Origin of the sequence: Bacillus sp. TSO22 (assembly GCF_020223595.1) — a bacterium.
GTDB classification, from domain to species: Bacteria; Bacillota; Bacilli; order Bacillales; family Bacillaceae; genus Bacillus; species Bacillus inaquosorum.
Window position 1 is genome coordinate 1 of record NZ_JAHAWO010000012.1, and the last position, 24,020, is coordinate 24,020.

General features: G+C 41.3%; 25 protein-coding genes, 1 tRNA gene, 5 pseudogenes and 1 riboswitch. Of the genes and pseudogenes, 16 read left to right on the forward strand and 15 right to left on the reverse strand.

The window, feature by feature from the left end; translation table 11 throughout:
• Together KHQ79_RS13920 and KHQ79_RS13925 are read left to right on the forward strand one after the other, a co-directional pair.
• Positions 1–86 (forward strand): IS3 family transposase (locus KHQ79_RS13920; protein ID WP_131121716.1); only part of this gene is annotated, 86 nt, incomplete at its 5' end.
• A gap of 130 nt (positions 87–216) precedes the next feature.
• Positions 217–615 carry a ribosomal maturation YjgA family protein gene (locus KHQ79_RS13925; RefSeq protein ID WP_225515669.1) on the forward strand — a complete coding sequence of 133 codons (399 nt, stop codon included), beginning with the start codon at positions 217–219 and terminating at the stop codon, positions 613–615.
• Between the two features lie 8 nt (positions 616–623).
• Here the strand turns inward: KHQ79_RS13925 and KHQ79_RS13930 are convergent, their stop codons facing one another.
• Positions 624–1,523, reverse strand: coding sequence for a DUF2268 domain-containing putative Zn-dependent protease (locus KHQ79_RS13930; RefSeq protein WP_060398413.1), 900 nt, complete (start codon positions 1,521–1,523; stop codon positions 624–626).
• Positions 1,524–1,649: 126 nt separating this feature from the next.
• On the opposite strand from KHQ79_RS13930, the pseudogene KHQ79_RS13935 reads away from it, so the two are divergent.
• Positions 1,650–1,816: pseudogene (locus KHQ79_RS13935) on the forward strand (YjfB family protein).
• Between the two features lie 128 nt (positions 1,817–1,944).
• Positions 1,945–2,418 (forward strand): YjfA family protein, encoded by a 474-nt coding sequence (locus KHQ79_RS13940; RefSeq protein WP_060398412.1) that lies wholly within the window; start codon positions 1,945–1,947, stop codon positions 2,416–2,418.
• Between the two features lie 49 nt (positions 2,419–2,467).
• On the opposite strand, the gene pdaC is transcribed toward KHQ79_RS13940, so the two are convergent.
• Positions 2,468–3,868, reverse strand: a complete 1,401-nt coding sequence (pdaC, locus tag KHQ79_RS13945) for a peptidoglycan-N-acetylmuramic acid deacetylase PdaC (protein WP_225515671.1) — start codon at positions 3,866–3,868, stop codon at positions 2,468–2,470.
• A 254-nt stretch (positions 3,869–4,122) separates the two neighbouring features.
• On the opposite strand from pdaC, the gene cotT reads away from it, so the two are divergent.
• Together cotT and cyoE are read left to right on the forward strand one after the other, a co-directional pair.
• Positions 4,123–4,347 carry a spore coat protein CotT gene (gene cotT / locus KHQ79_RS13950; RefSeq protein WP_225515673.1) on the forward strand — a complete coding sequence of 75 codons (225 nt, stop codon included), beginning with the start codon at positions 4,123–4,125 and terminating at the stop codon, positions 4,345–4,347.
• 122 nt (positions 4,348–4,469) lie between these two features.
• Positions 4,470–5,459, forward strand: coding sequence for a heme o synthase (gene cyoE, locus KHQ79_RS13955; RefSeq protein ID WP_225515675.1), 990 nt, complete (start codon positions 4,470–4,472; stop codon positions 5,457–5,459).
• 23 nt (positions 5,460–5,482) lie between these two features.
• Here the strand turns inward: cyoE and KHQ79_RS13960 are convergent, their stop codons facing one another.
• Positions 5,483–5,896 carry a hypothetical protein gene (locus KHQ79_RS13960; RefSeq protein WP_225515677.1) on the reverse strand — a complete coding sequence of 138 codons (414 nt, stop codon included), beginning with the start codon at positions 5,894–5,896 and terminating at the stop codon, positions 5,483–5,485.
• A gap of 150 nt (positions 5,897–6,046) precedes the next feature.
• Here KHQ79_RS13960 and KHQ79_RS13965 point away from each other — a divergent pair.
• A pseudogene (locus KHQ79_RS13965) lies at positions 6,047–6,376 on the forward strand (YjdJ family protein).
• A 305-nt stretch (positions 6,377–6,681) separates the two neighbouring features.
• Positions 6,682–6,876, forward strand: coding sequence for a DUF4177 domain-containing protein (locus KHQ79_RS13970; protein ID WP_003239199.1), 195 nt, complete (start codon positions 6,682–6,684; stop codon positions 6,874–6,876).
• Between the two features lie 29 nt (positions 6,877–6,905).
• On the opposite strand, the gene ybaK is transcribed toward KHQ79_RS13970, so the two are convergent.
• Entirely contained in the window at positions 6,906–7,388 is a 483-nt protein-coding gene (gene ybaK, locus KHQ79_RS13975) for a Cys-tRNA(Pro) deacylase (protein ID WP_225515679.1), read from the reverse strand.
• Positions 7,389–7,655: 267 nt separating this feature from the next.
• Between ybaK and KHQ79_RS13980 the strand changes: the two genes are divergently transcribed.
• Positions 7,656–8,051: a hypothetical protein gene (locus KHQ79_RS13980; RefSeq protein ID WP_060398406.1), complete on the forward strand. Its 396-nt coding sequence runs from the start codon at positions 7,656–7,658 to the stop codon at positions 8,049–8,051.
• Between the two features lie 294 nt (positions 8,052–8,345).
• Positions 8,346–8,852, forward strand: a complete 507-nt coding sequence (locus KHQ79_RS13985) for a GNAT family N-acetyltransferase (protein WP_225515681.1) — start codon at positions 8,346–8,348, stop codon at positions 8,850–8,852.
• A gap of 116 nt (positions 8,853–8,968) precedes the next feature.
• Here KHQ79_RS13985 and KHQ79_RS13990 read toward each other — a convergent pair whose 3' ends face one another.
• The 6 genes from KHQ79_RS13990 to KHQ79_RS14015 all read right to left on the reverse strand — a co-directional run bounded on the left by KHQ79_RS13990 (position 8,969) and on the right by KHQ79_RS14015 (position 15,970).
• Positions 8,969–9,349 carry a hypothetical protein gene (locus KHQ79_RS13990; RefSeq protein WP_375294392.1) on the reverse strand — a complete coding sequence of 127 codons (381 nt, stop codon included), beginning with the start codon at positions 9,347–9,349 and terminating at the stop codon, positions 8,969–8,971.
• Between the two features lie 517 nt (positions 9,350–9,866).
• Positions 9,867–10,814: a mannose-6-phosphate isomerase, class I gene (gene manA, locus KHQ79_RS13995; protein ID WP_225515683.1), complete on the reverse strand. Its 948-nt coding sequence runs from the start codon at positions 10,812–10,814 to the stop codon at positions 9,867–9,869.
• Between the two features lie 15 nt (positions 10,815–10,829).
• Complete coding sequence (locus KHQ79_RS14000) at positions 10,830–12,782, reverse strand: fructose-specific PTS transporter subunit EIIC (RefSeq protein ID WP_225515685.1); 1,953 nt, start codon at positions 12,780–12,782, stop codon at positions 10,830–10,832.
• Positions 12,783–12,932: 150 nt separating this feature from the next.
• Positions 12,933–14,885, reverse strand: a complete 1,953-nt coding sequence (gene manR / locus KHQ79_RS14005; RefSeq protein ID WP_119913701.1) for a mannose transport/utilization transcriptional regulator ManR — start codon at positions 14,883–14,885, stop codon at positions 12,933–12,935.
• A gap of 292 nt (positions 14,886–15,177) precedes the next feature.
• The gene (locus KHQ79_RS14010; protein ID WP_119913700.1) at positions 15,178–15,498 is read right to left on the reverse strand and encodes a hypothetical protein; all 321 of its coding nucleotides are present in this window, start codon (positions 15,496–15,498) and stop codon (positions 15,178–15,180) included.
• Between the two features lie 190 nt (positions 15,499–15,688).
• Complete coding sequence (locus tag KHQ79_RS14015) at positions 15,689–15,970, reverse strand: putative quinol monooxygenase (RefSeq protein WP_225515687.1); 282 nt, start codon at positions 15,968–15,970, stop codon at positions 15,689–15,691.
• A gap of 178 nt (positions 15,971–16,148) precedes the next feature.
• Here KHQ79_RS14015 and KHQ79_RS14020 point away from each other — a divergent pair.
• Positions 16,149–16,463 (forward strand): annotated as a pseudogene (locus KHQ79_RS14020) (tRNA-Val4).
• A 37-nt stretch (positions 16,464–16,500) separates the two neighbouring features.
• Here the strand turns inward: KHQ79_RS14020 and KHQ79_RS14025 are convergent.
• The 3 genes and pseudogenes from KHQ79_RS14025 to KHQ79_RS14035 form a co-directional block, all read right to left on the reverse strand.
• Positions 16,501–16,581, reverse strand: a pseudogene (locus KHQ79_RS14025) (N-acetylmuramoyl-L-alanine amidase); the annotation flags it as partial.
• Positions 16,582–17,198: 617 nt separating this feature from the next.
• Positions 17,199–17,357, reverse strand: a pseudogene (locus tag KHQ79_RS14030) (peptidoglycan-binding domain-containing protein); the annotation flags it as partial.
• 171 nt (positions 17,358–17,528) lie between these two features.
• Positions 17,529–17,601 (reverse strand) — tRNA-Val (locus tag KHQ79_RS14035).
• A gap of 175 nt (positions 17,602–17,776) precedes the next feature.
• Here KHQ79_RS14035 and KHQ79_RS14040 point away from each other — a divergent pair.
• Both KHQ79_RS14040 and KHQ79_RS14045 read left to right on the forward strand, forming a co-directional pair.
• On the forward strand, positions 17,777–18,967 hold the full coding sequence (locus KHQ79_RS14040; RefSeq protein WP_225515689.1) for a DUF819 family protein: 1,191 nt from the start codon (positions 17,777–17,779) through the stop codon (positions 18,965–18,967).
• A 69-nt stretch (positions 18,968–19,036) separates the two neighbouring features.
• Positions 19,037–19,579, forward strand: a complete 543-nt coding sequence (locus KHQ79_RS14045) for a GNAT family N-acetyltransferase (RefSeq protein ID WP_225515691.1) — start codon at positions 19,037–19,039, stop codon at positions 19,577–19,579.
• Positions 19,580–19,611: 32 nt separating this feature from the next.
• On the opposite strand, the gene metC is transcribed toward KHQ79_RS14045, so the two are convergent.
• Positions 19,612–20,784, reverse strand: a complete 1,173-nt coding sequence (gene metC, locus KHQ79_RS14050) for a cystathionine beta-lyase (protein WP_225515693.1) — start codon at positions 20,782–20,784, stop codon at positions 19,612–19,614.
• The gene (metI, locus tag KHQ79_RS14055; protein WP_225515961.1) at positions 20,777–21,898 is read right to left on the reverse strand and encodes a cystathionine gamma-synthase/O-acetylhomoserine thiolyase; all 1,122 of its coding nucleotides are present in this window, start codon (positions 21,896–21,898) and stop codon (positions 20,777–20,779) included. Before metI ends, metC begins: the two co-directional genes overlap by 8 nt.
• A gap of 68 nt (positions 21,899–21,966) precedes the next feature.
• Positions 21,967–22,087, reverse strand: a riboswitch (SAM riboswitch).
• A 167-nt stretch (positions 22,088–22,254) separates the two neighbouring features.
• Here metI and KHQ79_RS14060 point away from each other — a divergent pair.
• Genes KHQ79_RS14060 through KHQ79_RS14070 form a run of 3 tightly spaced genes read left to right on the forward strand, consistent with a single transcriptional unit; the run spans position 22,255 to position 23,960 of the window.
• The gene (locus tag KHQ79_RS14060) at positions 22,255–22,977 is read left to right on the forward strand and encodes an esterase family protein (RefSeq protein ID WP_225515695.1); all 723 of its coding nucleotides are present in this window, start codon (positions 22,255–22,257) and stop codon (positions 22,975–22,977) included.
• Positions 22,978–23,013: 36 nt separating this feature from the next.
• The gene (locus KHQ79_RS14065) at positions 23,014–23,529 is read left to right on the forward strand and encodes a YjcG family protein (RefSeq protein WP_084991364.1); all 516 of its coding nucleotides are present in this window, start codon (positions 23,014–23,016) and stop codon (positions 23,527–23,529) included.
• Positions 23,530–23,534: 5 nt separating this feature from the next.
• Positions 23,535–23,960 (forward strand): GNAT family N-acetyltransferase, encoded by a 426-nt coding sequence (locus tag KHQ79_RS14070; protein WP_225515697.1) that lies wholly within the window; start codon positions 23,535–23,537, stop codon positions 23,958–23,960.
• Positions 23,961–24,020: the final 60 nt, after the last annotated feature.

Sequence of the window (24,020 nt, forward strand, 5' to 3'; positions counted from 1 at the left end):
AATACATTCATTATTATAACAATATTCGTATTCAAACCAAACTAAACAACCAATCACCGATAAACTATCGGCAATTGGCTGTTTAAAAGGTGTTTTGACCCCTGTCTCAAAAACGGGGGTCAGTCCCGCTGCTCGGCCGCTTTTTTATTGGACAAATAAAAGATATATTCCTTACAATACATGGGAGATCAATTGGAGACGGGGTATCAATTTTCAATGAAGCGAAATCGATGGATATATGCAGCTTTCACCTTACTGATCATCGGGCTGGGGCTGGGATCAAGAGCATTCTCCAGTGTTCTTCCTGATGCCGGCAATCCTTATCTCGGAGACTCGCTGTGGGCCGCCATGATCTTTACGGGATGCGGGTTTCTATTTCAAAAACTGAAGACAATGATGACGGGCATTATCAGTCTTATTTTCTGTTTTATCATTGAAATCAGCCAGCTGTATCACGCCGAATGGATCGATCGGATCAGAGACACTTCTCTTGGCGGTCTTGTTCTGGGATACGGATTTTTATGGAGCGATATCGGAGCGTATACAGTCGGAATTACCGCCTGTGCCGCCATAGAACTGCTGGTTCTGGAAATCAAAAAGCGCCGCAATATGTGACGCTTTTTTCATTTGGAAAACAGCCCGCACTGTGAAAGAATGATCTCCGCATCCAGGAGTGTGGCCTCGTTTATCGTGACTTGCTGTTTATCCATAAATGACTGAACGGCATGATATCCAACCGCATAACCCGCAAAAGCCGATAAACCAGCAGGCTCAAAGCCCTGCTCTTTAGCAATTGGATCACCAAACATATAACGGCTGACTTCCGAAAAACCTTTCACATCCAGCACCTCATTGATCACTTCAATGGAATACTGCAAATCTTCTTGATCAAAACGTGTTACCCAAGGACCCAATTGCTCCTCGCCAAACAGCTCTCTGGCAAATGACTCAGCCAATCCTTCAATCACGAGATAATCCCCGACACTCACAGAGCCGTGATGAAAATCAACATACGAAAACCGCAAATTATGATGAAACTCATGAGCAATGATAGAGGGGAGCCTCGGCAGGTTATAACTGTTCGGATCAATCCATACTTGAATAAAGCCCGGTATTCCGCCAAACCCGCAGTAGCCTTTTTGCAGCTGAAGCTTATTGGGATCAGCGATATAAAGGCCGAATTTGATCTCGCCGGCATTCACCCGCAGCTGCTTGCGCTCAGCAAAAAGTATACATTGCCGAAGCGCAGTTTCAGCTGTCTCTGCAGCATGTGATTCTTTCAGTATTTGCAGTGCTTTCTGCCCGGTTTCAGCATCACGGATATCCAAATAACCAAGCATTTTCACAGCCATCATTACATCATAGCCGTTTGGCTCCTTTGCTTTCAGCGGAACTTGGATGGCGCCCCACATCTTTTCAAACGGCCTCATCATCGTATACCGAAATTCATCCTCTCTTTTCTGTTCATCCATTGAAAACAGTTTTTCGTATTGCTCAATGGTCTTTTCCATTACAAGATTCATCCTGATTCCCTCCTTGTCAAAAACATACGGTATGCCGCAGCGTAAGGGTCAACAGCGAAAATTAAGCCATTTTTCACTGTAAAATGATACAAAGCCGCCGATAGGTAAGGCATAGGAGGTGGAACGATGGATATTCCTGCTTTATCAGTTGCGACGCATCAAGCATCCCTTGCCCAAAATGTTGATATCGCTTTAACGAAAAAAATGATGGATACCGCAAGCAAAATGCCGATCAAACTTTAAAGATGATTCAGCATCCGACGCTCGGACAAACCATTGATGTAAAAGCTTAATATCTCACCAAAGGCGGCCAAGAACTCCATCCTCCAGGCAGCCTTTATTGTTCACAAAAAAGCATGCATGTTTTGATTGTTCCTCCGTATGATTTATTGTTTGCCATATTAAGGAGGTAATAAAGAACATGAAAAGACTGTTTACGAAAGCTTCATTGGTGTTATTCGCAGTAGTATTTGTTTTTGCTGTCAAAGGAGCACCCGCCAATGCAGAAACCCATGCCTACGATGGAAAAAGCCCTTATTACAATGATTGTGCGTCCAGCGGCTCCACAAAAAAATCCTCAAATTTAGTGAATGCCAACAATCAAGTCATCGGGGTGGTCGAGCTCAAATTCAGCAGTACATGTAAAACGGCTTGGGCAAAAATCACGATGAATAACACATTGACGACAGGCTTTGAAGCAAACGCGGAGATTACACGAAACACGGACGGAAAGAGATATAACTGTGATTCTGCAGGTGGAAACGGAAAAGCTGTAGCCGGCCAAAAATCCTGTTATACACCGATGGTATATGATTTAGACCCAAGAACTTCTTACGCTTTCGGCAAGTATTCAGGACCGAACCTGAATGTTTGGGCCACCACAGGATCTTATTAAAAAGAAAAAAGGCTGCCAAACGGGCAATATCCGCGGCAGCCTTTTCGTATTAATTTGCTTCTCTTTGTTTTTTAACCTCTTCAAGCTGAGAGGCCGTCACCAATTGATAGCCTTGATCGGTGAGCTTTTTGATAATTTCATCAGCCGCATCAGCAGAGGTGCGGTAGATGTCGTGAATCAAGATGGTTCTTCCATCTCCCGCCTGACTCATGACACGGTCAACGATTGTTTTTTTGTTACGGTCTTTCCAATCTTCCGGATCAACATCCCATAACGCGACATCCATTTTCAATTGACTCCGCAGCTCATCATTAATGCCGCCGTATGGAGGTCTTACAAGCGTCGGGCGGTATCCGCTTATTTTTTCAATGATATCCTGCGTGTCATTGATCTGCTTTAACGCTTCTTTCACTGAAAGCCTTGTGAGAAGCGGATGGCTCCATGAATGGTTCCCCACCTCATTTCCTTCTTTCAGCATTCTTTTAAGTGTTTCCGGATAATATTGCACCCTGCTCCCCAGAACAAAAAACGTGGCATGCCCCTTATATTTCTTCAAGGAGTCCAAAATCTGATTTGTTGTCGCAGGATTCGGGCCGTCATCGAAAGTAAGCGCAATGACTTTTTGATTTGGATCAATTGTTTCCTCTTTGGGCAATGAAATCACTTCATGCTTCGGCTTTTGTTCTTTGATTTTATTTTTGTTTTTTGCTTTATCAATATATTGTTCTTTCAAGCTGTCTTTCAAAAGGCTTTTTTTAATGGCAATCGATTGCTCTCCAAGATAGCCTGCTGCGACCTGATATGTATCAAAATAAAATTCGATATAATCTTCCTTGATGGCAAAGCGGCTGAAATTTTCTTTTTTCGGTGCCGTTCCTTCTCTTAACAACGCATCGTCGGCAGCAATGTCCTTATCTTTTTTCAGCTCATGATAAGCGATTAACGAAAGCTTATGTAAATAGTCAGCATCCTCATTGAAAATATCATCAATTGAAAGAAAAGCTTGCTTACTAAAATCATAGTTAAACGTTTTTTTCACGGTTTGCCCGTGTGCACCGCCGATATATTTATATTCATTAAATACAATCGCTACTGTCTGCTTGGCATAATGGACAATTTTATAATCAACATTTAATTCGTTGCGTTTTTTCGTATGCTCCTGATCGACGTCTTTTGTTTCCTTCTGAAATTGGCGAACCTCTTTCTCTGCGAAACTCTTTAATACCCCATCCATTTTTTTATTTTTGAAAACAGGATAGTTGACCGCGTAATTGAAAGTTTTCCCGTCATTCACAAGCGTTGCGATTTCCACATTCCCATACTGAGAATCAGTTTTTACTTTATTCATAACCGTTTCTTTTTGTAATGAATTATGGAAAAAGCCGATAAGGCCCGCCACACATACAACTGCAATTAATACATGAAACCACTTGATTCTTTTTGCCAACAACCCAATTCCTTCTTTCGTAACCGTTTCGATTTATCTTGCATCAATGTTAGAATCGTATCTTTTTAGAAATATTTCTGTAACATTAAAGTAACATTTATTTTACATTTGTAATACTATGAGATTTAAAAGTTCTTGTCAATCCTTTTTCAGGGATTTCATCATAAAAAAATAAACGATTTCACAAATGTACATACACCCAACTCAAACATCTAGAATATGGTAAACAGAATAAAAAAGTTAGGGAGGTTTTCCTCTTGGATTATCCTTTGAATGAACAGTCGTTTGAACAAATTACACCTTATGATGAAAGACAGCCTTATTATTATCCGCGCCCGAGACCGCCATTTTATCCGCCTTATTATTATCCAAGACCGTTTTATCCGTTCTACCCGTTTTATCCGCGTCCGCCTTACTACTACCCGCGCCCGCGTCCACCTTACTACCCTTGGTACGGCGGAGGATATGGCGGAGGATACTAGGCTTCGTTTACCGAAATGGGGGCAGTCCAGCTCCCCATTTTTTCGTTTTAAAAATGACAATATCATGACAAATATAGGAAATAATTGCGCTTTCACAGCCCTCTTGTTACGATAACAAAAGCATGCAGTTTTGGGGGAGGCGTCTATTTTTGGAGAATACAAGAGATTCTGCAGCTATATCTGAAACGACATACATAAAACCTTCTAACCGGGTAACAGCTTACGATTTTATCAAACTTGCAAAACCCGGCATTATCATATCAAACTCGATAGCTGCCTTCGGCGGATTTTGGATTGCGTTTGCCAGCGCAGAAAAACCATTAACAGGAATGGCTTTTTTGATGACAATGGTGACAGCAATGTTTGGAACCGCGTTTGTTATGGCTTCCGGGACTGTCTATAACAATTATTTTGACCGCCATATGGACGCAAAAATGGCGCGCACCCGCAGCAGGGCCTCAGTCACAGGGAAAATGCCGCCAGCCATGATCTTAACGTATGGCTCCGTATTAGGAATCACCGGTCTTGTGATGCTGTATTCCCTCAATCCATTAACTGCCCTTCTCGGACTGGCCGCCTTTATCTTTTATGCGATCATCTATACGGTATGGGTGAAACGAACCTCTGTGTGGAGTACATTTGTCGGGAGCTTTCCGGGAGCTGCGCCGCCATTGATAGGGTATTGTGCCGTAACCGGAGACATAAGTATGACGGCAGTGCTATTGTACGCGATTATGTTTCTGTGGCAGCCCCCGCATTTTTGGGCGATTGGGATAAGACGGAAAGAGGAATATCGGGCAGCGGGCGTTCCGCTCTTGCCTGTTGTAAAAGGAAATCATGTAACGAAAGTAAAAATGATTCAATATATTGCAGTCCTGGTGCCGGTGACGCTGTTATTTCCTTTTACTCTCGCCGCTGGTCATATCAGTCCATTTTATTTATTAGCTGCCTTGGTTCTCGGAGGCATATGGATCAAAAAAAGCATCCAAGGATTCAAAACGGATGATGACGTGAAGTGGGCAAAGGATATGTTTGTCTACTCGCTCATTTATTTTTGCTTGCTGTTTTTAATCATGATGATTGATTCATTTGTGATGTTTTTGATCAGATGATGTTATGCAAAAAGAGCCACACATTAATGTGACTCTTTTTTGTTTGGAAAAACAGCATCTAATAGTAATGTCAGGATTAAAAACACAGCCGTGCAAATCAAAAATCGTACGATTTCAGTCAAAATCCAGCTATGAGCAATACTCATATCATCGGTTTCCTGAAGGGTTGCACATATTGAGAAAATAGTGAGTATGTATTTTAGGGTTTCTTTGTTCATGAATATCATCGCTTTCTTGGAATGATTACTTAAAGGCAAAATAAATAATGAGATAAAGCCCAGCCGGATATTAAACATGTCCGCATCTTTGCATGTTTCGATTGAAAGAAAAGAAAGTACATCCCCCAGCTTACTACCGGGTGTTCGCCAAAGTACAAAAGTAAAATGGAAAATACTCGTAATTCTCCAATCTATAAACTCGAACTCTTTTTCCATCATCAGGTATTATAAGCCAAAAACAAACAAAAAAATAGACTTTCGCCTTTATCTTACATGCAAGAAAAGAAAGAGAAATTGTCCAAACACCCTATATTAAGGTAATATATTATTTAGTTTTTTCCATGTTCATAGATTTGGAGGTCTGCAACATTGAAAGGGATGCTTTTAGTTGTACAGCTTGGATTATCTTTCATGGTTTTTCTGTTTTTAACCGCTGTCGATTGGTATTAAGGAAGCGAGCTTGTTTCAGATCGATTTGATTGGAACTATACCGCTACATTTTCAAAACTCCTAAATGGAATTGATACCATCACCAGCCCCAAGCAAATTTCGCAGCTCGATTTTTTTATCTACTCTGCTAAACATTATCCAGTTATGAGTGCGTTAATGATCTTCTCATTTTTATATGTTTTGGCCGCGCTTTTTTTACTCATATACTCAGTCAAATTCAATAAGCAAGAGATTCATCTGGATTGCTGACCCGGATCTTCTTATAAACAAGTGCCATTTTCAATCACCTTGATTAATTACTCATAGTAAATCATTAGTTCTTTTTTAGACGATGTTCCTGAAGTTCAATGGATACGCACAGGCAATTATTCAAGCGCCAGATGGAAACGTATTTGTTGTTGTATGAAATAAACAAAATATTACGGAATCTTTTTCTCAGAAATAAAAAAACCTCTCCCTTTAAGAAAGGCATTTTTTATTACGGTTCAATTTTTACCAGTTTTTCGTAACTTCCTTCTTATTCTTACGTATACCTTAATAGGAGGTATCAAACGATGAAAGAATATGAATTCGTAAGAGTTGAACTGAGCACTATGAGAAGAAGGCCTAAAGAAGACTACCAGCAAATCATCCATGACTATGCGAAAAGTGGCTGGACATTCGTTCAGATTTTCGCTCCTAGTATCGATGGGTATGGAGCAGCTGCTTATTTTGAAATCATATTTGAAAGAGATGCGGAAAAAGCTTAGTCTAGGTGTCTAAGCTTTTTTATTTCTATCTATACAATTTCTGCAAATGTTGCATCGCATGCTTTGGCTAAATCTTGTGGCGCTGCCTTTAGCTGCATACCGATTTTCCCTGCACTGACAATGATAAAATCAAGTGTTTCAGCTGCTGCATCAATATAAGTCGGGAACAATTTTTTCATGCCGATTGGTGAGCAGCCGCCACGAAGATAGCCAGTTACCCCTAATAGTTCCTTCATTGCAATCATTTCTATTTTCTTTTCTCCTACTACTTTTGCTGCCTTTTTTACATCTAATTCCTCTGCAACGGGTACAACAAACACGTAATAATGATTTGCTCCTGCTGTTGCCACCAATGTTTTATATACATACTGCAAAGGGTAACCAATTTTTTCCGAAACAGAGATGCCATCTAGCGGCTGGCCGCCTTCTGTTTTGTAGCCTAACAACTCATAGGAGATGTTCTGCTGTTCTATCAAACGAACCGCATTTGTTTTTGTCATTTTTTTCGCCATCCTTTTCCCCCACGATCGAATGTATGTATGTCTTCTTAATTGCAGTTAATAAGTAAATTCTATCATCAGAGACAGCCATATTCTACTGACCTGCATTGTCAAAACACCGCCTCCGCAGCAAATAAAAACGTGCAAAAAAAAGACATTAAGCCAATTAAAGGATCTCACTCCTTAAGTTCCATTCTTAGTCAACTTGAAACAAAACAGGAATTAACGACATACACACACATACAATTTGTATGAATGTAAAACTAAGGAGTGGTTGCTTTGTATCATTACTTTTATGGTCCTGCGTTAATTCCTTACTTTACACATACTCCTAACACTCAAAGAAATCCAGACTTTTCAGAAAGACAGCGAAGAAGAGAAATCACATTGAATATTGATGGCTTTATTCCGCCATCTTCCTCTGAGGATCTCGGAGACGGCTTTTATTCTTACGCATGGACTGGCCAACAGGTAATAGATCCCGGTGAATACCTTGTTTGTTATCTTGAAGGAAGGGATATAAAAGTCGTGAATGGCGGGTTTGCTCCACGCGATTATGCTCCATTGTATGCAATAGCAAGCTATCCGAGGAGAAGAAACCAATGGGTCATTACGCTTCATAATCCTGTTCAAACCCAAAGAGCCATATCGCTTTATCTGATTGCAAAAAGGTAACACAAAATGTTTCAGCAGAAACAGAAAAACGGGTAGGAACGCTTTATTACCAAGCGTTTTCCTACCCGTTTTGGATCTATGATACCGGGCGGTCTCTATACTGTCAAGGCAGTGATTATCTTCTAATACGAGAGGACATTGGTCCCCAAATGGCATTATCTCACTTTGTCTACGGTTCATTTCAAATACACCACATGCTCTTCACCATTCTCTGGTCCCCAAGAATTTTTATTCCCGATCAAAATTGCTATATGTTATCATTATTACCAGTAAAAAGAAAAGAGGATTAGACATATGGTTCTTCTTGAAACGAATCGGTTACGATTAAAAACGATTGATATCCCCCTTCTTGACGCAGCATCTAAACGAGATCATCAGGCCATTAAGGACCTTGGTTATGAAACAAATGGTGAATGGCCAAATTCTGATTTTTTTGAAGCCATCCCTTATTTCCGTGAGAAATTAGTTGAAAACAATGGAACAAAAGGATTTGATTCATGGATTATTTTAAAGAAGGACAATAATGAAATTGTTGGAGGAACCGGATTTTTAGGTGATCCGGATTCGAATGGTATGGTCGAAATCGGTTTTGCAACAAATAAAAGCCATCGCCGCAAAGGTTACTGTGTTGAGGCTGCCCAAAAAATCATAAACTGGGCCTTAAGCCAAGATACGGTGAACCATATCACAGCAAGATGTGAACATAACAATTTTGGTTCACAACGTATTTTAGAGAAGTTAGGGTTTAAATTGGAGCATAAATCAGAAGACTTTATGTATTGGAGATACGTTACAATGTAAAACAATAAAAAAAGCATGCTCTATGCCTGCTTTTTTTGAAGCACGTGCAAAGAGATAAAACCCTCTCCCTAAACTGAGAGCGGGTTTTTCTTCAAACAATATTTGTGCTAATTTCCTTACTCGTCTTTTCTATCTTTATCGGTATCTTCAGGATCCTCAACTGGATCTTCAGGGTCAGGATCATTATCTTTTTCATCATCTTTATTGATGGTATCATCCTCATCGACACCTGGAACGTTGTTATCGTTAGTATCTTGGTTGTTGCCGTTATTATCTTGATTGTTCTCCTCAACATCTGGAGCATTGTTATCATTATCATTATTATCTTGACCAGTATTACAGCCCATTAATACAAAACTGGATAGGAACAACGCACTTATGATTTGCAGCCATTTTTTCATTTTCATCCTCCTTTCTTCTTTTTTAATCCCTATAAGTTTGTCCAGCATGTGTAGTTTAATTCGTTGCATTCTTATATATTCTTTTTTGACTTCCATCATTATAATTCCAGCATATCAATTCCTCTTTTGCGAAAACTAAGTATCGAAACAAAAATTTTGATGGGAAGTGGCTCTAAGATGAATAATGTCCGGTGGATAACCGCCTTTTAAACGCAAGAAAACAACCCCTTTTATCTGGTAAAAGAAACAGAGGGATGATGTGGATGTCTCTCTTAGGTTTAGGAGCTAGTATAGCTGCAATTGTTATAAGAAAAAATAACAGCAAAAATGTGTTACAGCCTATTCAAGGTTTAGTTAGTAATGTTAAACAAAATAATGTAAAACCCCGCACTTAAAGAACGTCAGGCTTTGAATCGTGAATGCGGGTAAGGGATCAAAAGTTCCTTCCACAGCATGCGTATAGTCTTCTTTTTATCAAAGGGACTAAACTCCTTTTTCAATCAAAAAAACCCTCCAATCTGAGAAGGTTTTTTCCATATTCAGCCACACTTTAGTCCACTACATGAAACAGTCTGGTCCAGCATGAATTGGCGTACTTGCTCCCTTTATCGTTTCATAGATGAGAGACGATACACTCTGCCTGCCCCTCCAGTTTAAATTGTCCAAAACCGAAAGGCAGCAACATATGATCTCCTTTTTGAAAGGTATTAACATTATCACCGGAGATCATCCGGCCTTTCCCTTCAATAACACTGACAAGAAGGAAAGGTTTTTGCTGCTTTAATCTTGCTGATCCTGACAAACTCCACTTTTCCACAGAAAAGTAAGCGCATTCAATCAATGTGGCTATATGCAAATCATCTGTTTGATCATATTGAACAGTTTGACGAACTGGAATGGATGGAACCGCTATGACTTCTATGCTCTTTTCCAGGTGAAGCTCGCGCATATTGCCTTCTGCATCTCTTCGCTCATAATCATATAATCTATAGGTTGTATCTGAATTCTGCTGCGTCTCTAAAACGAGAACGCCTTTTCCAATTGCATGGACGGTACCGCTTGGCACATAGAAAAAATCCCCCGGCTTTACCTTTACGCGGCGTAAGAGCTCATCCCATTCTCCAAGCTCTATCATCGAGATCAGTTCTTCCTTTGTTTTTGCGTAGTGGCCGTAAATGATCTCTGCATCTTTTTCGCAATCAATGATGTACCAGCATTCGGTTTTTCCGAGCTCCCCGTTTTCACAGGTTTTGGCAAAATCATCATTCGGATGCACCTGAACGGATAAGTCTTGGTCTGCATCTAAAATTTTTGTTAGAAGAGGGAACCGGTCCCCTTCAAGATATCCGAATAAATGTCTGTGCTGTTCCCATAATTCGCAGAGCGTTAACCCTTTATACATTCCGTTTTGAACAACGCTTTGTCCATTTTTATGTGCGGCAAAAGCCCAGCACTCCCCTGTTCGTTCTGACGGAATGTTATAGCCGAAAGCAGCTAAAGCGGTGCCGCCCCAAATCCTCTCTTTGAAAACAGGCTTGAAAAATAACGGTTCAGTCATCATAAAAATTCCCCCGCATTATAAGATTTCATCCAGCAGCTTGTATGCTTCTTCTGTTGTTTGTACGGAGAGCAGTTGCTTTCTATAGCTGTCATCCATTAGTTTTCGAGATAACATCTGCAATATTTTCAGATGCTGGTTCCCTCCGCTCTCTTTCGGTACAGCAATCATAAAGATTAATTTTGCATCTGATCCATCCAGGCTGTTCCAGTCAACGCCTGACCGTTTGATCCCAAAGGCAACACTCGGCTTCCTGACGGCCTCAGACTTCCCGTGCGGAATCGCGATATTCATGCCAATCGCCGTTGTTCCCTGTTGTTCACGATTCAAAATGGCTTGTTTAAACCCGCTCTCTGAATGCAGCACACCTCTGTCGGACAATGTTTGAATCATTTCATCAATAATGTCATCCCTGGTTTCCCCGGATAAATGTGGTTCAATCAGCTCTGGGCTGATAATGTCTGTCAGTTTTTTGAATTCCGTCATCTCAGCTTCTCGGCTTTCAGCTTGAGCTGGCTGCGGTATTTCTTTTGCTGCAGCAGCTTCACTTGGCGGTGCAGTTTCACTGAGCACAGGGGACGCCTCCGTTATATCCTTTTTTAGTAGATTGACGAACAGAGCAGTGACAAGAGATCCCGCCAATACAGCAATAAAAAACATCAATACATGATCAACTGCACCAAGCACTGCAACGATAGGTCCGCCGTGCGCCACTCTGTCTCCCACATTTCCAATCATCGCTATCACAGAACCCGTCATAGAACCTGCCATAATACTGGGAATGACTCGAAGAGGATCCTGCGCCGCGAATGGAATAGCTCCTTCAGTGATACCGAAGAGTCCCATAGTAAATGCCGCTTTCCCCATTTCTCTTTGCGACGCCTCAAATTTTCTTTTTCCAAAAAACGTTGCAATTCCGAGGCCAATCGGCGGTATACAAATGGAAACGGCAATTGGCCCCATAATTTCATAATTTCCTTCTCCAATCATTGCCGATCCAAACAGAAATGCCACCTTGTTTACGGGACCGCCCATATCAAATGAGATCATCGCGCCTAAAATCAATGCCAGAAGGATCGAGCTCGACCCTTTCATCCCCGCCAGCCAAACCGTTAAAGATGTGAAAATTTGAGCTACAGGTGCGCCGATCAAAAACACAAACGCTAAACCTACAATCAGTGATGCAAACACCGGAATAATAATAATCGGCATAATCGGCTGGATTGCTTTTGGAACTTTTAATTTTTTGATCCCAAGTGCCGCGTATCCAGCCAAAAATCCGGCAATGATTCCGCCGAGGAAACCGGCGCCGCTTGCGCTGTCATAAAAACTTCCAGTCGCTGCAATAAATCCGCCGATCATCCCTGGCACAAGCCCCGGCTTATCAGCGATGCTATATGCGATATATCCGGCTAATATCGGGATCATGAATGAAAATGAAGCACTGCCGATCTGTTCAATCGTTTTCCAAAAAGAATCATCCGGAATGACTAAGCCTTTAGGTGTTTTCTCGCCCCCAAGCGTTAATGCAACCGCTATCAGTAATCCGCCGACGACAATGAAAGGAACCATAAACGAAACGCCGTTCATTAAATGACGGTAAATCGGATTTTGTTTCTTCTCCTGTTGATTGCTTGATTCCGATTTAGAAGCGGAATGATAGACCGATATGTCCCCGCTAAATGCCTTTTGAATCAATTCTTCCGGTTTGCGGATGCCGTCCTGAACCCCGACAGACAGCAGTTTTTTGCCTATAAACCGATCTTTGTTTACCGAGCGGTCTGCCGCAATAATGATCGCGTCCGCTTCCCGAATTTCCTCTGCGGTTAGCTCATTTTCTACCCCGATTCCGCCCTGGGTCTCGACTTTGATGGTAACGCCTAATCTGTCGGCAGCTTTTTGCAGATTTTCCGCTGCCATATACGTATGGGCAATTCCGTTCGGACAAGATGTAATCGCTAACAGTTTCATAGGAAACCTCCTTTAAAGTGTGAATAACAAGATCTTGTCTCAACTGTATACCGAAATCATGCCGTTAAAATCTCTTTTTTTTACCATAAGTTCCGGAAATAAAGGCATTTTTCCCTATAAACAAAAAAAGCAAGGAATGAATCCCTGCTTTTAATAATCCAAATAAGATAAAAATGTCATGACGTTTGTTTCTTTCGTCAGCTTCTGCACAAAGGCCGGCTGCTCACTCAGGTATGAAAGCTCACTAAACAGCTGCTTTGTCATATTTTGATCCTCATGTTTGACAGCCAGCATAAAAACAAGCGATACTTTCTCATTTCCCCAATCAAGCGGCTCTTTTAATGTGGCAATTGCAATTGCTGATTGTTTAATATATTTAGCGTTTGCATGAGGAATGGCTATGCCTGCCCCAATGTTTGTCGCCGCCATTTTTTCCCGCATAACCGCATGAACCGCATATTCCTTTTCAACATAGCCTTTCTCATACAAAGCTGTCGCCAGCTGTTCAATTAACTTGTAGCGGTGCTCTGCCTCTTGCTGTAAAAAAACCAAAAAAGGAGTTGTATTGTTCAGCATCTGAAAAGTTTTTTGTTTTTGACGGTGCGATTCGTCAAGCTGACGTATAAATGCACTCAATTTCTTCTCATCACCAGGCTCCAAAAGCGGTGATACAACAATATGGGGAATCGTTACACGTTCCAGCGCAATGGTGGAAATGACAAGATCTATATCCTCATGCTTTTTTGTATAGTCCGCCAAATCAGCTTTAGCGATACAGGCCATTACAGCGATTTGATGACATTTCCGTTCAATTTTTGTTCGCAGCAATTGTGACATTCCGATGCCCATGTGGCAGACGATGATCGCCTTTTTATGTGTCTCGCTGCTGCGACATAGCCGTTCGATCGCTGCCTGAAAATGCAGCGTCAAATATGCTGCCTCTTCCTCAGGGATATAAAGATCGAACGTTTGATTGATGTCTTCCAGAACGTCAATGACAAGATGAAACAAATAAGGGTACATCTTTTTGATGTCATTAAGCATTGGGTTTGATACAGAAAGATCATAGCTCAGCCGCTGTAACACTGTATTGAGATGAATGTTCAATCCGTTGATCAAATCCTGATCTTTATGAAAATCCAGCATTTTCAGCTCTGAAACACGGTTGATTAAGTGCCTTACAACCTTGGGAAGTACAGCATGTTCAAGGTCATTTGTCTCCTCTTTCTGTAATGGATAACGAACTTTCCCGCCTAATATATGTAATGTTAAATACACAGCTTCGTCTTCAGGAAAGCGGATTGCAAAAACCGGCTCAAGCCGTTGTAAGCAAGCAAATGTCCATTGATATTCTTTCTTCTTTTTTACTGCCGCCAATTCTCTTGGAGAAATCGGGATTGGCTGCTTCATTTTGATTCGGCGGATCATTAACAACGTATGCAGCAGCAAATTCTCAAACGTTTCATCTGTGAAATAGATAGAATGCTTTTTTTGTAATGATTTGATTTCTTTCGTCACAAAATCTACTTCATGACTTAAGAACTTACTTTTAATAAATTGGCTAGTAAACTCCGTGTTATCTATCAAATCAGATATTCTTGCCAATGCTTTTCTTTTACTTTTTTCGTTCCCTTCAACCTTTAAACCAAGCCGCTGCTTCGAAACCAGCGTGAGGTCATATCGCTTCAGCCACTCCTCTACCGCACACAAATCCTTTTTAATGGCGGATCGATTCACAAAATGCTGAGCGGCTATTTCTTTTGCGGAAAAAGGCTTTACATTCATTAATAAGTCATAAGCAATTTGCAGCATTCTTTCTTCATCGGTCCGCTGCCTAGAATGAAAATGTTCAGTATGTAATTGTTGGCTTAGCCAGGCCCTTTCCTGATCTTCTATATGTAAATAGACGCCTAATCCCGGTTTCCGAATGAGCTGAGCATGAGAATGTTCATTAAGATAATCCTCGATCGCTTTCAAATCATTCCTGATCGTTTTTTCAGAACACTGTACCCTGTCTGCGAAATCTTGCACAACTAAATATTCATCAGGCTCAGATAACAACAGATACAAAATCTCTTTTTGTCTTGTATTCATGTACTTCATCTGTTTTTCTATCCTTCCTGTCAGTATCCATTTGAGCAAATTGATAGTATAAGTATACTATATAAGAAACCGTTTACATTATACAGCAGAATCATGGAGCCAAAAGTTTCGTTTTTTACCGAAGCTTCCGGAAAAAAGTGTTTTTTATGTTTTTGAGTTAACTGTCTTAGTAATCGTGAGAGACACTCTGAAATTTACAAGATAAAAAAACGGACACCAATCCAAAGCACAGAGTTCTCTGTCCAATGATCAGTGTCCGCAGGCTTTCGGTCTTGGACCTATTCAAATTTTTTTAGGGCCCTGTTCCACAGCTAACTTTGTATTCACCATCTGATGCTTGTTTTGAATAGCATAAGTGAGGAGTTTGTCCTGTTTCATCTTTCCAATCCATCCAATTTACATAATAAAGATTCCCAGATTCATTGTCTCCTTCTCTTTTTTGGAGAACGGCAAAGTAGCTTTGGTAGGGATATCCCCTTTTATACATTTCGTGTCTGATTGCTCCATTTTCAGAAGCAGCTGTAAAGACAACAGGAGATAAAACGGGTAGTGCTATCAAAATAACTAGAAGTGCCGCTAAAAGAGAAAGTATAATTTTAGTTTTCTTTTTCATTTTTTTCTACACTGCCTTTTAACATCTATTACATGTATTTTATTCTCCAACAAAGTTTATTATATTCCCATATAGCTTACATTAGGTATTTTTACCAGTTGGCAGAGTTGGACAACAATCCACCAACATTTTTCCACTGAATTACAGTGGTTGATTCTTAGTCTTTGAATGTCACTTTTGAGATGTCTTTTTACTCATTCACATTGCTTTTCATTAACCATTCTACTTCCGTTAATTCTTGTTTTTGAACGTCTATTGTGTGTTTTTTCGTGAAATGGGTTTTAACAGCTTCTTCGTTTTCCCAAATCTCCCAAAGCATTATTTTGCGTTCCGATGGTTCAAGCGGATAAGCATGGAATGTAATACACCCTTCTTCTTTGTTCGTTTCTTCCTCAAGTTTTTTAAATTCCTTCATTATTTCATTAAGGTCTTTATCGCTGATGATTTTTAAGCATGCGGTTATGTAATGCATCAAATTTCCCCCTCTTCACAACATTTTATGACTTTTCATTATAACATTTTTCTAAAAATAAAAACGCAAATCCCCGAATTACGCCAGTTCAAATTATATTAAAAGTAATTTATTAAATATGGCTCAATAGCAACTGCATATCCTTTATATAAAAAACCAAAGGAATGATTGATTTATCATGGCATATTCATTTGAATTTAAAAGAGACCCTTTAGGGTACTTAAGAGTAGTTCTTCCTACAGAACTAGAATACTTTTCTGATTTCATTGAAGACATTGTTTCGGTGGATGAAGCTGATGAATACTTATAAATTATTCAAGAAGTATTGGATGGCTCTTCTGAAGAATATGAGATTCAATTAAACACCACCATTGCATATATAAAAAAAGATCTAACAGTCGTAGAACACCTTTATACAGAAAGTGAAAAATTTAAAAACCTTATGCTTGTTTGGAGAGACAAGATCCCAGAAAGGTATAAGAGCGTTGATTGAGACTTTTAGGTCCCTTGAAATTCAAGGGACCTTTTTATTACTTCAATAGTGCTTCAAGTTTTGCTTTAGTCTTAGGTCCGTAAATATTGTCCTGCCTAAGTCCCAGTATAGAATAGAAAACTGCACTCATTTTGTTTTAAAATAAAGTATGGAACGCATATAGTTGTTATTGCTGGCTGTATGTGCAACTTAATGTCTTTTTACTTTGGAGAAGCATTACGTTTAATACTCTTACAAAAAATTCTTTTCTGACATAATTAGGTTTTATGAGTGATGCTTCATTGTATCTTGAATAGTTCGCTCAAAGTTCAAATAAAAATTCTTAAATTAAGTCCTTTGTTGTATATATTAATTTTAAGAAAAGGAGGGATTTGTGATTTTTTATTATGAAGTAATTTGTATAAGTTGCAGTAAAAAATTTAGAGTATATGAAGGCACATTGAAATATAAGCAATTTAAAGAAAATATGAAAGGAAAATATACTTGTGAAGAATGTGGTCATAACATACGTTTAGAGGCTATAAAAAACTTTTTTAAATAACATTTTTTAAAGAATTTCTGATAATTCACAGTATGTTAACTATAAAACTGCAAAAGCCTGATTTAATAGGCTTTCTTTTTTGCATAAAAAAACCCTCGGTTTATTTATCGAGGGTAGATTTTTATGCTTAAACGTCCTTTTTATTCTAATTGGTACAAAAACACGAGATTTTTCAACCTCGAAAATTCACAAACTTATTTTAAAAGCTTTTCAAATTTCGCCTTTGTTTTTGGCCCATAAATGCCATCAGCATTTAGACCATTCACTGACTGAAACCGCTTGACTGCATTTTCTGTTTTGGGTCCATACACGCCATCAATGCCGTTATTCTTTGCCCCTTTATCTGGATAGTAAAACACTTTAACCAGTTCGATCCTAGAAACCTAGCACAAAAACAGAGTTGATTTTGAATCCCCCTTCAAAATCAGCTCAAAAAAATAATTTCGTCCCCAACTCGATGAATGATGACAAAATCAATAAATAAGCAAAGTAAAAAAACCCTTGCTACGCAAGGGTTTAAGCTATGATTCCGACTGGGCTCGAACCAGCGACCTCTACCCTGTCAAGGTAGCGCTCTCCCAGCTGAGCTACGGAATCATGATATGTATGTGTTGCTGGGTATGTTGTTGTCTTTCTGACAAGTTCTATTATATAACCTCCTCCTCTATTCGTCAACTGCTTTTTTAGAAAAACTTTTTTTTTCGGACTTGCTGTTATGTTCATCGGCTATTATAATATGTCTTAATTTTCTAACAATAGGGGTGATGGGGTTTTGCATTCTTTGATTTCTTCTGATGATGTATGGGTATTATGGGGATTTATTGCGGTGTGGGCGGCAGTGAGCATCGGGCTGGAGCAGCGCTTTAAGTGGGCGTCCGCTGTGTCTGGGGCTATTATTGCGCTGGCAGGTGCAATGGTGTTTACAAATATAGGAGTGCTTCCTGTTGAATCGCCTGTATACGACACCGTATGGTCATATGTAGTGCCGCTGGCGATCCCCCTTTTGCTGTTTCAGATCAATGTGCGGCAGATTTTTAAGGAAAGCAGGCGTTTGCTGTTTATTTTTCTGATAAGCTCCGCTGGAACAGTGCTTGGCAGCATCCTCGCTTTTTTTCTACTCAAACAGCATATTCCTTATCTAGATAAAATCGGCGGGATGATCAGCGCCTCTTATATCGGCGGCGGGATCAATTTTGCGGCGATGGCGGCAAAATTTGAGACACCGGGGGAATATGTGTCGGCTACCGTTGTGGCTGATAATTTTATGATGGCGCTTTTGTTTTTTATATTAATCAGCATTCCTGCACTTAAATGGTTTCAGCGGCACTATGCCATGCCATTTGAAGAGAAAGTGAAAGCCGATGGAAACAGCAGAAACAGTGCAGAAAGCTATTGGAAACGGAAGGACATTTCATTAAAGGATATCGCTTTTAATGCTGGCGCTGCTTTTGCGCTTGTTGCGGTTAGTGTGAAGATTTCCGGCTATTTTAAAAACATTTTTTCTCATCCTATTTTGACCGGAACGCTTGGCGATCAGTACCTGATGCTTACGTTTTTAACGGTTCTTATCATTTTTCTTTTCCCGCGTTTTTTTGAAAGGCTCAATGGATCTCAGGAGCTTGGAACCTTTTTGATTTATTTATTTTTTGTGGTGATCGGCATTCCTGCAGATCTGCGCTTAATCGTCACCAATGCGCCTCTTATTCTCTTATTTGTCTTTATCATTGCGATCAGCAATTTAGCGGTTTCCTTAGCCGTCGGAAAATTGTTCCGCGTGCGGCTTGAAGAAATTCTGCTCGCCGTCAACGCTACTGTCGGAGGGCCCACGACCGCGGCTGCGATGGCAATTGCCAAGGGATGGCGGGAACTTGTCGCCCCGATCATGCTTGTCGGTACGCTTGGCTACTTAATTGGTAACTATGTCGGCACCTTTATGGGAAATTGGTTTTCTTCCTTTTTATAAAAAGGATATTTGCAGTTTCCTGAGAATAATGTAAGAGGAATGCCGACATGAGAACGGAGAGATCAATGTATGTTAAAAGGAAATACCATTTATGTAAGACCTTTAGAAGTAAAGGATGCGGAAGAAAATCTGCGGCTGCAAAGCGAAAACCAAGATTTTTTCGAACAGTTTTCCATGATTCGCGCAGACGATTATTATACGATTGAGGGGCAAAGAAAACGAATAACCGAGTACCAGCAAAGACTGGAGAAAGATGAAGAATATTATTTTGGCATTTTTACAGTCTCGGACGATACATTAATCGGGACGGTTTCGCTCTTTCAAATCATCCGCGGGGCGCTGCAAACTGCGTTCATCGGGTATTTTTTAGACAAATCCCACAATGGAAAGGGACTCATGACAGAGGCGGTCAGATTGATTGTTGATTATGCGTTCCACGAATTGAAACTGCATCGCATTGAAGCCGGTGTGATGCCCCGTAACCTCGGGTCCATGCGCGTATTGGAAAAAGCCGGATTTCATAAAGAGGGCATTGCCCGAAAAAATGTAAAAATCAATGGCGTTTGGGAGGATCATCAAGTTTTCGCGATTCTGAATCCTGATGATGAATAACAAAAGAAGCCGGGCTATCGCCGGCTTCTTTTTTAACGGATCGCCACTGGCGCAATTTTTTTCAGCGCTTGTTTGAAATCACGTTCTAAATCTTCTGCATGTTCGACACCCACACTAAGACGGAGAAGGCCGTCTGTGATGCCTCGTTTTTCACGTTCTTGCTTAGGCATTGCGGCGTGAGACATCGTAGCCGGATAGGACAAAATCGATTCCACTGCACCAAGGCTGACAGCGAAGACCGGAAGTGATACATTCTCTACTAATTTCTTAACGGCCTCTTTGCTTTCAAGCTCAAAAGATAGCACGGCGCCCGCTCCCGTTGACTGGCTCTTATGGGTTTCAGCACCCGGATGATCAGACAGTCCCGGATAATACACGCGTTTCACCGCCGGATGCTTCTGGAAAAATTCCGCAAGCCGCTGCGCTGTTTGGCTCGCTTTTTCTAAACGGACCTGCAATGTTTTTAATCCGCGCAGCACGAGCCAGCAATCTTGCACGCCAAGGACGGCGCCGAACGAGTTTTGCATCTTATACAGCTGCTTCCCAAGCTCTTCATCCTTGACAGCAGCCAGGCCTGACAGCACATCGCTGTGTCCGCTCAGAAATTTTGTTGCACTGTGAAGTACAATATCCACCCCGAGATCAAGCGGACGCTGCAGTGCCGGTGTCATAAATGTATTGTCCAGAAAGGTCAGACAGCCGTTTTCTTTGGCAAGCTGAACAACCGCTTTAATATCAGTGATCCCAAGTGTCGGATTTGACGGTGTCTCCATATAAATAACTTTTGTGTTCGGCTTGATATTCCGTGCTACTTCGTTTGTATCCGTCATGTCGACAAATGTATGCTCAATGCCAAACCGAGTCAGCACCTCTGTCACCATGCGGAAGGTTCCGCCGTATACATCTTCTGTCACAAGAACGTGATCGCCCTGTGACAGAAGTAAAAATGCTGTTGAGATCGCAGCCATGCCTGAACTGAAAGCAAATCCTCTCGTTCCCCCTTCCAGTGCGGCAATTGTTTCTTCAAGAGCCGTTCTGGTCGGCGTGCCTGAGCGGCTGTAATCATATGCGCCAAACTCTTCAAATGAAGATTGGTGAAAGGTCGATGCGTGCTGAATCGGTACACTGACCGCCCCTGTTGCGCCGTCTGTTTTAAATGGATTGTGCACGAGCTGGGTTTCCAGCGTCCAATTGTGATTACTCAAATGAAACAGCTCCCTCTTTGACCTGACATAACGCCTGTTTTAGGTCCTCTTTTAAATCTTCCGCATGTTCAATTCCGACCGAAAAACGCAGCAAACGATTGCAGACCCCGTTTGCGATGCGGATCTCTTCAGGAATATCCATGTGCGTCTGTGTGGCAGGGTATGTAATAAAGCTCTCCACCCCGCCGAGGCTTTCTGCAAAACAAATGGTCTTCAGCGCTTTTAAAAATGGGTTGACCCACTCTTCTTTTTGAAGACGGAAGGACAGCATGCCGCCTTTTCCGGGATACAGTACATCGGCAATTTCATCCTGCTCTTCTAAAAACGCCGCAAGCTCCTGCGCGTTTGCCTGATGCTGGCGCATTCTGAGGCTTAGCGTCTTCATTCCTCTCATCAGAAGCCACGAATCGAACGGAGGCAGGACGGCGCCGATCGCATTTTGGTGTTGAAACATTTCCTCACCAAGCTGCTCATCCTTTAAAACCACAAGTCCCGCAAGCAAGTCGTTATGCCCGCCTAAATACTTGGTTGCGCTGTGAATCACAATGTCAGCTCCCAGCTCAAGCGGACGCTGCAAGACCGGTGTATAAAATGTATTATCAACGATCAGCAGAAGACCGTGCTCTTTTGTAATCCGGGCGATCCTTTCAATGTCCGCCTCCTGCATGAGCGGATTTGTCGGTGTTTCCACAAACACCGCTTTTGTATTCGGCGTAATCTTAGAGCGTAAACAGTCCTCATCGCTGAAATCATCATAATGAAAGGTCAATCCGTATTTTTTCCATTCATTTTCAAACAGACGGTACGTGCCGCCATATAGGTCCGATGAAACGATCAGTTCATCTCCGCTTTTAAACAGCGCCATAATCGTTTGGATGGCTGCCATTCCCGAACTGAAGGCAAGCCCTCTCGCTCCGTTTTCTAAGTTGGCGATCGCGTCCTCAACAAGCTGGCGTGTCGGATTTTTCGTGCGGACATAATCAAATCCGGTTGATTCTCCGATCCCTCTGTGGCGGTATGCTGTTGATAAATAAATAGGAGGACTCACTGTCCCCGTTACTTCGTCGCTTCGGTTCCCGATTTGGGCTAATTTCGTTTCAACGTGCTGTGACATATAGCTGACACCTTCCCTTTTCATAATAAAAAACCCCTTCTTCATAAGAAGAAGGGGTTTAACGCTTCTTCTTATCTTCCAAGCATAAAAAACGCTTGCTGGATTTAGCACCTTGGCGTTTTGCGTATGCAAAACAAGCCGGTTGCTGAGGTTTCTAAGGGCCAGTCCCTCCACCTCTCACGATAAGAAATATCGATTTCAATTTTCTGATTGTTTTATATTAGCGCAATTTGCAGTTTATTTCAACACTTTTTTCTTCGAGTTCCGAACGGTTTAAAGAGAGAAATTTCTAATAATTCATGGTACAATAATGGAAAACAGCAAGAAAGTCTAGTGATGTCCTGGAGGAATGTATTATGGCACCGAAAAACGGCACAGTGCAAGAAAAGAAATTCTTTTCAAAAGAGCTTAACGAAGAAATGACATTGCTCGTTTATCTGCCGTCCAACTACTCCCCTCTTTATAAATACCATGTCATTATCGCGCAGGACGGCCACGATTATTTCAGGCTGGGGAGAATCGGCAGACAGGTCGAGGAATTGCTGTCCAAACGGGAAATAGACCGGAGCATTATTATCGGTGTTCCTTATAAGGATGTAAAAGAGCGCAGAAAAACCTATCATCCGGAAGGTTCCAAATTTTCGGCGTATAAACGGTTTATCGCCCATGAGCTCGTTCCGTTTGCGGATGACGAGTATCCAACCTATCAGGTCGGCTACGGACGCACGCTGATAGGCGATTCGCTCGGGGCTACCATATCTCTTATGGCAGCGCTTGATTATCCGAATATGTTCGGAAACATCATCATGCAGTCTCCTTATGTTGACAAACATGTATTGGAAGCTGTGAAACAGTCAGACGATATCAAACACCTTTCTATTTATCACCAAATCGGCACAAAAGAAACTGACGTCCACACAACAGACGGAAACATTCTGGACTTTACAGAACCGAATCAGGAGCTGAAACAGCTGCTGGAGAAGAAGCTTTCCGATTATTATTTTGAGCCATTTGACGGAGATCACAAATGGACATACTGGCAGCCGCTCATCACGCCGGCGCTGAAAAAAATGCTTTGATACTCTATCATACTTTATTTCCAGGAGGGACATAATATGAAATACGGAATCGTTTTATTTCCATCAAAAAAACTCCAAGACCTTGCGAACTCTTACAGAAAGCGCTATGACCCGAGCTATTCCCTGATCCCGCCCCATTTGACACTGAGAGCATCGTTTGAATGTGCGGAGGAGAAAGCGGATCAGCTTGTATCACATCTGAGAAACATCGCGAAGGAGTCCCATCCGATCGTTCTCAAAATGACAAAATACAGCTCATTCGCGCCTGTTAATAATGTCATTTACATCAAAGCAGAGCCGACGGAAGAATTAAAAACACTCAATGAAAAGTTATACACCGGTGTGTTGGCTGGTGAACAGGAATACAATTTCGTTCCGCATGTGACGGTCGGGCAAAATCTTTCCGACGACGAGCATTCGGATGTGCTGGGACAATTAAAAATGCAGGAAGTGTCACATGAAGAAATCGTCGACCGCTTCCACCTGCTTTATCAGCTGGAAAACGGATCATGGACAGTGTATGAAACCTTCTTGCTAGGCGGAGGAGAATAATCGACTTGAAAGCAGTTATTGCAAAAAATGAAGAACAAATGAAAGATGCATTTTATGTAAGAGAAGAAGTCTTTGTCAAAGAACAAAACGTGCCTGCTGAAGAAGAAATTGACGAACTTGAAAATGAGTCAGAGCATATCGTCGTGTATGACGGTGAAAAGCCTGTCGGCGCCGGAAGATGGCGTATGAAGGACGGCTACGGCAAGTTAGAGCGGATTTGTGTATTAAAAAGCCACCGCTCAGCCGGTGTCGGCGGAATCATTATGAAAGCGCTCGAAAAAGCGGCTGCAGACGGCGGCGCTTCCGGTTTCATTTTAAACGCACAAACACAGGCTGTGCCGTTTTACAAGAAACACGGGTATCGTGTGCTTTCTGAAAAAGAATTCCTTGATGCCGGCATTCCCCACTTACAAATGATTAAAAATGAATAAATATTATTTTAAGTTTATCTTCTACATGGTTTATCATTTAAAAATATACGTGGGGCTACA